General features: G+C 62.7%; 6 protein-coding genes. 4 read left to right on the top strand and 2 right to left on the bottom strand.

What is annotated here, in order from left to right:
* Window positions 1–11 precede the first annotated feature (11 nt).
* Window positions 12–1,241: a Na+/H+ antiporter NhaA gene (gene nhaA / locus F2P44_RS15945; RefSeq protein ID WP_167088070.1), complete on the bottom strand. Its 1,230-nt coding sequence runs from the start codon at window positions 1,239–1,241 to the stop codon at window positions 12–14.
* A 328-nt stretch (window positions 1,242–1,569) separates the two neighbouring features.
* A complete protein-coding gene (locus F2P44_RS15950; protein WP_167088072.1) occupies window positions 1,570–4,806 on the bottom strand; it encodes a di-heme oxidoredictase family protein in 3,237 nt (1,078 codons plus the stop codon).
* 323 nt (window positions 4,807–5,129) lie between these two features.
* Here F2P44_RS15950 and F2P44_RS15955 point away from each other — a divergent pair, with 323 nt between their 5' ends.
* The 4 genes from F2P44_RS15955 to F2P44_RS35545 all read left to right on the top strand — a co-directional run bounded on the left by F2P44_RS15955 (window position 5,130) and on the right by F2P44_RS35545 (window position 8,477).
* A complete protein-coding gene (locus F2P44_RS15955; protein ID WP_167088074.1) occupies window positions 5,130–6,293 on the top strand; it encodes a tyrosine-type recombinase/integrase in 1,164 nt (387 codons plus the stop codon).
* Between the two features lie 540 nt (window positions 6,294–6,833).
* Complete coding sequence (locus F2P44_RS15960; protein ID WP_167088076.1) at window positions 6,834–7,079, top strand: hypothetical protein; 246 nt, start codon at window positions 6,834–6,836, stop codon at window positions 7,077–7,079.
* 6 nt (window positions 7,080–7,085) lie between these two features.
* On the top strand, window positions 7,086–7,913 hold the full coding sequence (locus F2P44_RS15965) for a GGDEF domain-containing protein (protein ID WP_167088078.1): 828 nt from the start codon (window positions 7,086–7,088) through the stop codon (window positions 7,911–7,913).
* 51 nt (window positions 7,914–7,964) lie between these two features.
* Window positions 7,965–8,477 (top strand): hypothetical protein, encoded by a 513-nt coding sequence (locus tag F2P44_RS35545; protein ID WP_167088079.1) that lies wholly within the window; start codon window positions 7,965–7,967, stop codon window positions 8,475–8,477.
* Window positions 8,478–8,718 lie beyond the last annotated feature (241 nt).

Genomic DNA, 8,718 nt, shown 5'->3' on the forward strand with positions numbered 1-8,718 from the left:
GCGGGGGCGGATCACCTCTTTGCGGGTGGCGCGCCGCTATCGTCCTCGGTATCGAGGGTATCCGGGTCGCTGTCGCCGGCCTGGGGTTGTCCGAACAGTTTCAGCCAGGCAAACCCGGTCACGCCGGCAACCAAGGAGGCCAGCAAAATCGCCATTTTCGATGCATTGACCACCTCGGCCTGACCCGTGAAGGCCAGGTTGGTGATGAAAATCGACATCGTGAAACCGATCCCGCCCAGCAGGCCGGCCCCGCACACATGACGCCAGCCCAAGTCGAGCGGCAGGCGGCAGATGCCCAGGGTCACCGCCGCCAGGCAAAACAGGGTGATGCCGAGCGGCTTGCCGATCACCAATCCCGCCAGGATACCCGTACTGTTGACGGACGCCAGCTCGGCGGCCCAGCCCGGCGCGATGACGATGCCGGTATTGGCCAATGCGAAAATCGGCAGGATAAGGAAGGCGGCCGGCTTGTGCAGGAAGTGTTCGAGCCGGTGCGAAGGCGACTCCCGGTCATCCTGTTTGGCCGAAAACGGAATGGCGAAGGCCAGCAGCACGCCGGCAATGGTCGCATGCACACCCGACTTGAGCATCAGGAACCACATGAGGGCGCCGCCGGCCAGATAGGGCGCGAGCGCCATGATCCGCATGAAGCGGTTCATGCACAGCAGCAGGCCGAACATGGCCAGTGCCCCCAGCAGATAAGGCACCGACAGCTGGGCGGTGTAAAAGACGGCGATCACGATGATCGCGCCCAGGTCGTCCATGACGGCCAGCGCGGTGAGGAAGATCTTGAGCGACGCCGGTACGCGGCTGCCCAGCAAGGCCAGCACGCCGAGGGCGAAGGCGATATCGGTCGCCATCGGAATGCCGATACCGGCCTGCGTGGTCGTTCCGCTATTGAAGCCGAAATGAATCAGCGCCGGCACGCAAATGCCGCCTACCGCTGCCACGATGGGGAGCAGGGCGTTCTTGAAAGTGGACAGCTCGCCGTTATACAGCTCGCGCTCAAGCTCCAGGCCGATCAGCAGAAAGAAGATGGCCATCAGCGCATCGTTAATCCAATGCTCGATGCTCAGGCCGGCCAGTTCGATGCGCCAGAAGTGCAGGTACTCGCTGCCGATGGGGGAGTTGGCCAGCACCAGTGACACCAGGGTGCAGACGATCAGGACAATGCCCCCGGCTTTACTCGACGCAAAAAACGCCTTGAACGTGTTCGACAGACTTCTTGAGGCAATCGCCATATACTTCCTTTCGCCAGATCGGCACGGTGGTTAATTCAGGAAAAGCCGTGCTCTGGACGAGCAAGGTCAAGGAGGCGGGGCGCACGGATGCAGCGCTCAGGTGTGCGGAAAAACGGGAACGGGAGGGAAGATGGGGGCATTGGTCGTCAATCAGCCGCGTGGCGGCCCGACCATCGCAAAACCTGCCACACGACTGTGTGGACACCCAAACTACAGTATAGCCGATTCCGGCTGTGCCAGGAAGCGGCTGGCGCCGCCGCTTGCCGTGAAACCGGCGCCGGGTAGACATGCTATCAGGCGCCCGTTCATACGCGCGCGTGCAAAAAAATTACAGCGACTTGAGGAAGGCCAGCAGCGCTGCCCGCTCTTGCGCCGGGAGGTTTTCAAAACGCTGGCGCGCGCGCTCGGCCTGGCCGCCATGCCACAGGATCGCCTCGGTCAGATTACGCGCGCGGCCATCGTGCAGGTAGCCGGCTTTGGCGTTCTTGCCCATGACCATGTCGGTGTAGCCGATGCCCCACAACGGCGCGGTGCGCCACATATTGCCTTTCGCCTGGCCTTCGGCAAACTTGTCGGCCAGCCCGGCACCCATGTCATGCAGCAGCATGTCGGTGTACGGACGGATGGTCTGGTTGCGCAGCTCGGCGAACAGGTGGCCGGAACCGGTCTTCATCTGCACCGTATGGCAGGCGGAGCAGCGCATTCCCTGGAACAGCTTGCTGCCTGCGCTGACCTGCTGCGCGTCGACGCGGTGCTCGTCGAGTGGTGCCACGCCTTTCGGAAAGCCGCTGGCGACGCTGCGTTGCGCCGGCACGCCGACCAGTGCCAGGTACTGCGCGATGGACTTGAGATCGGCATCAAGAATGCCCTGTTGCGTACCGCCCGCTGCGCAGCCGGCCGGATTGGCGCCGCAGCTGCGGTTCGGATAGAGCGGCGAGGTGACCGACATGTCGAGCAGCAGCGCGTCGGCACTCTGGTGGCGCAGCGTCGCTTTCGAGGCCTTCCAGCCGAAGCGGCCGAGGCGCACCGCACCGCTTTCCGGATCGAACACGAAGTTGGCCGTGCCCTTGACGCCGTCGGCATCAAGCGGCTGGGCGGCGCGCGCCAGGATGTCCGCTTCCGGAACAGCCTCCAGCAAGCCGGTGCCGATCATCGGCTGGGCCGCGCGCAGCGAGTAAGCGTCCGGCACCGGACCTTCAAAGCCGAGCGTGGGTTTGCGCAGCTCAACCGTGGTGCCATCGGCCAGCTTCACCGCGCGCGTGTCGAAGCCCGCCACGCGCACGCTGGTACCCCAGTTCTGCGCGCTGCCCGTCGCCGAGACAGCATTCATCTGGACCGCCGTGCCGTACAAGGGGTGCGGCACTTGCTGGCCGGCCGGGCTGGTCGATGCGACCCGCACCGACATGCTGTCGAGCCGCTGGTTGAGCGCTGACGGCGCCGGGCTGCGGCCATTGTTGACGTGGCAGGCGATGCAGGCAGACTGGTTATAGCGCTGCCCTTGCAGGCCCACGGCGGGCGCATGGCGGTCGTTGCCCGGCTCGTTATGCTCGCCCGTCAGGAAGCTGGTGTGCACCAGGCGCCGGCCCTCGACGAAACGCTGCATGTTCTGCATGCCCACGTTATTGTGCGGCTGCTGGAACATGAACAGGCCGTTGTCGGTGTAGTTGTACGAGATCGATCCCTGGCCGCCGGACAAGGTCTCTTCCGGCAGCGGCACCGAATTCAGGCGCGGCTGCACGCCGTACCACGGTTTCAGGCCGGCGCCGACCACGTACACCCACTCGTAGGAGTAATAGCGGATGCCGCCGGTGTCGCCCTTCGCGGCCATGGCTTCCCTGGTCGAGAAGAACGAGGGCGATACTTCGATGATGTCGCCGGCCACCAGCGCCCGCCCAGGCACGTTGGTGTTGTTCGGCATGCCGTTGGCATCGATGCCGCCATGTCCCGGGTAGCCCTTGACCAGCAGGGTGCAGGCGCCGTTGATCCCGTTGGCTTTGCTCAGCTTGCCGTTGGCAGGGTAGGGGATAGGCCCGCATTGGGCCACGCTGCGGTCGACCAGTTCGCCGGGATTCATCCAGCCGTAGCCGGTCACGCCGGGCCGGTCGAAGGCGCGGAAGAAGGCGATGCCGCCGGACAGGAAGTCGGTCTGGGTGTACTGGTTGACGATCAGCTGCGGCTTGGTCACGCCGGCCACGCGGCTGTTGTCGATGATTTCGACGCCCCAGGTGCGGTTCTTGAAGTATTGCGGCACGAAGGTGAGGTAATTGCCCGGGCCTTTGTCGAGCGCCAGGCCGGTGGCCGGGTCAACCGTTTCGTTGGGGCCGTAGCCGATCTCGTTCCAGTCCTCGCCGCGCTCGCGGCCGTGGCGGGCCAGGCCGCGCGCGCCGAAGCGGGTGACCAGGGTGCCATCGGGCAGGGTGAATTGCAGCGTTTCCAGCGGTTCGGCCGAGGCCGGCAGTGGGGTGAGGGCGCTGCCATTGGCGGGAAACGGGTGCGCCGAGGTGACGGACGCGGGCACGGTATTGTCGCTGCCGGGGGTCTTGAATTCCACCTCGAACAGGGAATAGCCGTATTGGGTGGCGCGCGCCGCGCCCTGCAGGCGGATGAAGCGGGCATTGATGCCGAGGTTGAAAAATTCCTCGGTGCCGCCCTGGCCATTGCTGACGTTGCGCACCTGGGTCCATTGCTGGCCATCGTCGGAAACGCGCAATTCGTATTGTTTGCCGTAGGCGTTTTCCCAAAGCAGCTTCATGTAGCCGACCTGAGTCTTGACGCCGAAATCGAACTCGATCCAGGCGCCATCTTCGGGCTTGCTGGCCCAGCGGGTCGCCGGTTTGCCGTCGATCGTCATGGCCGCCGACATGGCCTGGTTTTCCAATGCCGACGAGCTGGCCGCGACCGGTTTGATGGCCACGCCAGGCTGGCCGGGTTCGCCTGGTCCGGGCACCGGGACCGGTACCGGGTTCGAGGTCACCGGCGTACCGGAAAAGGCCTGGATCTGGAAGATCGAGTAGCCGTACTGGGTCGAACGCTTGACGCCCTGCATGCGCAGATAGCGGCCCTTGCCATGCAAGCCGGTGATGTCCTCGGTGCCGCCCTGGCTGTTGTCCACCGTGCGGATGGTGGTCCAGCTGGTGTTATCGTCGGACACTTGCAGCAAGTAGTGGATGGCGTGGGCGTTTTCCCAGTCGATCCGCACGCGGCTGATGAGTTCGGACTTGCCGAAGTCGAGCGTGAGCGATTCGCCGTCGGAAAAACCGCTGCCCCAGCGGGTGCTGTCATTGTGATCGATGGCGGCCATGCCGGACAGGTCGGGCCGTTCGGCCGAACTGGCGCGGGCACTGAGCGGCGTGAGCGCGGCTTGCGCCGCCGCTTCGGCGCCGGCGACCAGGCGCGACGTGCCGCTCATGCTGCCCTGGGCGGCCGGGGTGGACTCACCGCCGCCATTGCCGCCGCAGGCGGCCAGCAGCAGTGTCAGGGCCAGGGGAAGCCCCTGGGCCGACAGCTTGCGCAATTGCCCCGGCGTCGCCCCGTGGTGGCGCGCGCCCGATGTGAAATACCTCATGTTGACCTCGTAGTTTTCGGACTTCATTAACGTGATGCGGCCAGATCGACCGGCCCGCATGTTTCTTCTCTTGGTTTGGCAAGGCCATCGGCAGCCCCGTCATCGTGCGATTTCTTGATTGCACCGCATCCCGTTTGCATCTTTATAACATGCACAGATGACAATCTGGAAACCTTACCAGCGCCGCCGCCGGTTTTTTGGGCTGGCGTGTTGGAAGCGCGCGACGCCTGGGGGAATGGTGTTTACGCGAGGGGCGCCAGGGGCAGCGTCACGCCGATGCTGATGCTATACTGTACGTTAACACAGTATTCAAAGTTTCCCGCATGCACAAATTCACGCCGATCAATCTGGAACCGGTGCCGCGCAGCGGTCCGGTGCCCAGCGACACCAAGCGCCCGGACATCGGCATTTTTCACGTGGCCGACGACGCCATCACCAACGCCAGCACCGATAGCGAAATCGCGCGCGAATTCATCGCGCACGGGGAATTGAGCGAAAAATCGATCGCCAACACGCAAAAGGAACTGTTTCGTTTCCTCACCTGGTGCCGCGAGGAAGCAGGCAGGTCGTTTCACCAGCTCAGCGTGGCGGACTTGAACCTGTACAAGGAATTCCTGAAGAATCCACCGCCCGACTGGGTGGCGACGACCAAGTGGCCGCGCAGCGATCCGCGCTACCGCCCGTTTACGGGGCCGCTGTCGGACGCCAGCCGGCGCCAGGCGATGATCGCCGTCAAGGGTTTGCTGGCGTTCGCCGAACAAACCGGCTACATGCGGCGCAATCCGGCCCGGCTGGTCAAGAACGTCAAGGCGCCGGGCGCCAGCCGTATCACGCGCTACCTGACGCCGCATGCCATTGCCCTGGCGCTGGCTAGCGTCAGCGCGCGCGCTGCGACGACCTTGTCGGCGTTCAAGCAGCGCGAACGGGACCGCTTCCTGCTGGTGGCGTTTACGCATACCGGGGCGCGCCTGAACGAAATCGTCAGCGCGAGCATGGGGGCGATTTATACCGAAGGGAACGCGCGCTGGTGGCTCGACGTGATGGGCAAGGGTAACAAGCCAAGGCGCTTGCCGGTCCCGCCGGACATGCTGGCGGCCTTTCGCGACTACCGCCATGCGTTCGGTTTGCTGCCGCAGACACATCGGGGTGATAGCACGCCGCTGGTGTTATCGAGCCGCAGCCTTGAGCGCGTGCGCATCACGGACGAAGCCGCTGCGCAAGCCCTGAAAGCCGTGTTCGGCGCCGCCGCATCGGCCGCCGCCGCCCAGGGCGATATCGAAACGGCCGCCGTATTGCGGCAGGCCTCGCCGCACTGGCTGCGCCACAGCATGCTGACCAACCATGCCAACAACGGCGTGCAGCTGAAAACCCTGCAGGACACGGCCGGGCACGCGAACATCGCCACCACGGCAGCATATCTGCACAAGACCGACAACGAGCGCCACGACGAGATCATCGCCTCGGTGATCGGCAAGGGCGCCGCGTAATCGTTGCGCTGGCGCGGCCGGACCGGCGCAGGAACCGGCGACGATGCTGGTGATCGAATCTTACCCGCCCGCATTTTCGGGCCGCTTCGTATCCTGATCTATCGAGAACGCCATGAACCTTGCCAGACCACTTGAACCGAAGAACAGTGGGCGCTCGCGCAGCACGGTGACGACTACCGAAGCTACCGTGCACGCACGCCGGCTTTCTTTCCGCGCTTCGGGGAACAGGCGGGGAGCCAGGCGCACTGATAATCCACCCACCGGCCGCCCGCCCTCGCGGCCGTTCCGCCGGCTCAACGCCGGCCGGACTCGCCGCAAGTGGGCTGCTGGACACGGGCATCCCCGGCATCGTCGGCGCACACTGGCGGCCGCGTATCGTCGATCGTTGCCTCGCCCTGTTTGGCCGGATTGCGTGGCGGACCGGGTTTTCACCCGAAATGCGCGCATTCCGGATATCGGCACCGGCCCCACGCGCAGTGAATATATTGCTACTCTTCATAAATGATGAATAACGCGTCATGCGTAGACCGGGAGCCCACGATGGAGCGCAGGTTTGGTGAGGAGTGGTCGCTGCCGCTCGAGGACGAGACTGTTTTTTCGGCCCAGCACAATGCCGCGGTGACGCTGATGTTGCCGGTGCTGGGGCCATGCTTTGGCTTGTCCATCCTGTTTTTTGCGGTATGGGACTACCTCGTCGATCCAGGCGAGCTCGTCAACACTTTCCTGATGCGGCTCGCTCTGGTCGGTCTTGGCGCTAGTGCCTATGTGACCACGCCCTTGCGCTGAACGCCGTTGCAACGTTGCGGTTTTATCTATATCACCCATGCCGGCGCCATCATCCTCGCCGCATCGATGCTGCCAAACGGCTTGCTGTACGGTCTGGCCGGCGTCACCGGCTGCTTGTTCACCGTGTCCCTGATCGCGATCCGGCTGTCCACCTTTGCAGCCATCGTGGCCCTGCCCTCGTTGATGTTCTTCGTGATGAGCGCCGCGACGCTGACTGCGTTCGGTTTCATCAACAACGTGATCTTGTATATCTTTTCGCTGATCATGGCGGCCACCCTCATGCTCGCGATCCGCGTGTTTCGCCAGCGTGCATTCTTATCAGAGAAAGCGCTGCTGTACAGTTCGCGTCACGATAGCATGACTGGTGCCTGCAACAAGGCCTTCCTGACCGAACTGGCCGAGCGCGACATCGTGCTGGCCCGCCGGCACGGGCGCCCGCTCGCGGTGGCCATGCTCGACATCGATCACTTCAAGCGTATCAACGATGAGTTTGGGCACGCGGTCGGTGACGAAGTGATCCGCCAGCTGGCCAGTACCTGCGTCGGCACCTTGCGCTCGATCGACCATTTCGGCCGCATCGGGGGCGAAGAGTTCGTTGCCATCATTCCCGAGACGCGTATGGCCGATGCCATTCGCTGTGCCGAGCGCATGCGCGGAGACATTGAGCAGCTCGCCGTCGCCACGCCGCAAGGCACACTGCGCTTCACGGCCAGCTTCGGCGTTGCAATGCTGACGGAGCAGCATGCACATTGGAGCGCCTTGTTGAATGACGCCGATGGCGCCATGTATCGCGCCAAGAACACGGGGCGCAATCGGGTCGCGGCAGCCCCATAGCACGACACTAGTCGCCAGTCGCGCGCGCGGGCAATGCCCAGCACCAGTCCGATGCCTGCGCCCAGCAAACCCGACCCTGCCGCCGAGCGCCATGGATTGGCCTGTACCAGTTTGTCGGTGGAAGCAGCCACATTCTTGATCAAATGGAGCGTTTTGCGTTCCACTTCATGCGCTTTCGCGATGCTGCACGAGAGCAAGTCCATGCCCTTCTTTTGCAGTTCGATGGCTTTCGCGCCGCTGGCCGCATTGGCACGCCAAAGAAACACCATTCCTTATTACTTTTTGGCTTATGCGTCATTTCTGGCCTTCTCCCGGCTGCTCCTCGTCTGTTTTGATGTGAGTCAAGTATTTAGCCTGAATGCTCAGCTGATTCATAGTCCACTTTTTACTCTAGAAAGGTATCGTGAAGCTCAAATTTCTCGGTGCGACTGGAACTGTCACCGCTTCCAAATACCTCCTGAGTTCCGGCGCGAGCAACATTCTCGTCGATTGCGGCCTGTTCCAGGGCTACAAGGAGCTCAGGCTGCGCCTGAGGGCTACCTAAGCCAGCCGCTTCTTGCCTGACAGGCAACATATTGCGCGTCGCATAAACTTGTTCATATATTACTATTCTGCGCGGCATTTGTTGTGAAAATTCCCGCGAGGAAACAAAAAAGTATGAATTAGGAAATATTTTCATTTCCGAGGCTAAATACCTAAACTAAAAAAAATTTCCGTGGATATATGGTTATCGGTAAATTTTTGCGTGTCGATCATAATTTTTATACAACATAAATCAATTAATTAGTTACAGGACAAACACACT

The sequence above is a fragment of the Massilia frigida genome, from assembly GCF_011682175.1.
In the GTDB taxonomy this organism is placed as follows: Bacteria; Pseudomonadota; Gammaproteobacteria; order Burkholderiales; family Burkholderiaceae_D; genus Telluria_A; species Telluria_A frigida.

Coding starts and splice junctions, on each gene's coding strand:
- F2P44_RS15950 (WP_167088072.1), bottom strand. CDS start 4,806: ATGAGGTATTTCACATCGGGCGCGCGCCACCACGGGGCGACGCCGGGG.
- F2P44_RS15960 (WP_167088076.1), top strand. CDS start 6,834: ATGGAGCGCAGGTTTGGTGAGGAGTGGTCGCTGCCGCTCGAGGACGAG.
- F2P44_RS15955 (WP_167088074.1), top strand. CDS start 5,130: ATGCACAAATTCACGCCGATCAATCTGGAACCGGTGCCGCGCAGCGGT.
- nhaA (WP_167088070.1), bottom strand. CDS start 1,241: ATGGCGATTGCCTCAAGAAGTCTGTCGAACACGTTCAAGGCGTTTTTT.
- F2P44_RS35545 (WP_167088079.1), top strand. CDS start 7,965: ATGCCTGCGCCCAGCAAACCCGACCCTGCCGCCGAGCGCCATGGATTG.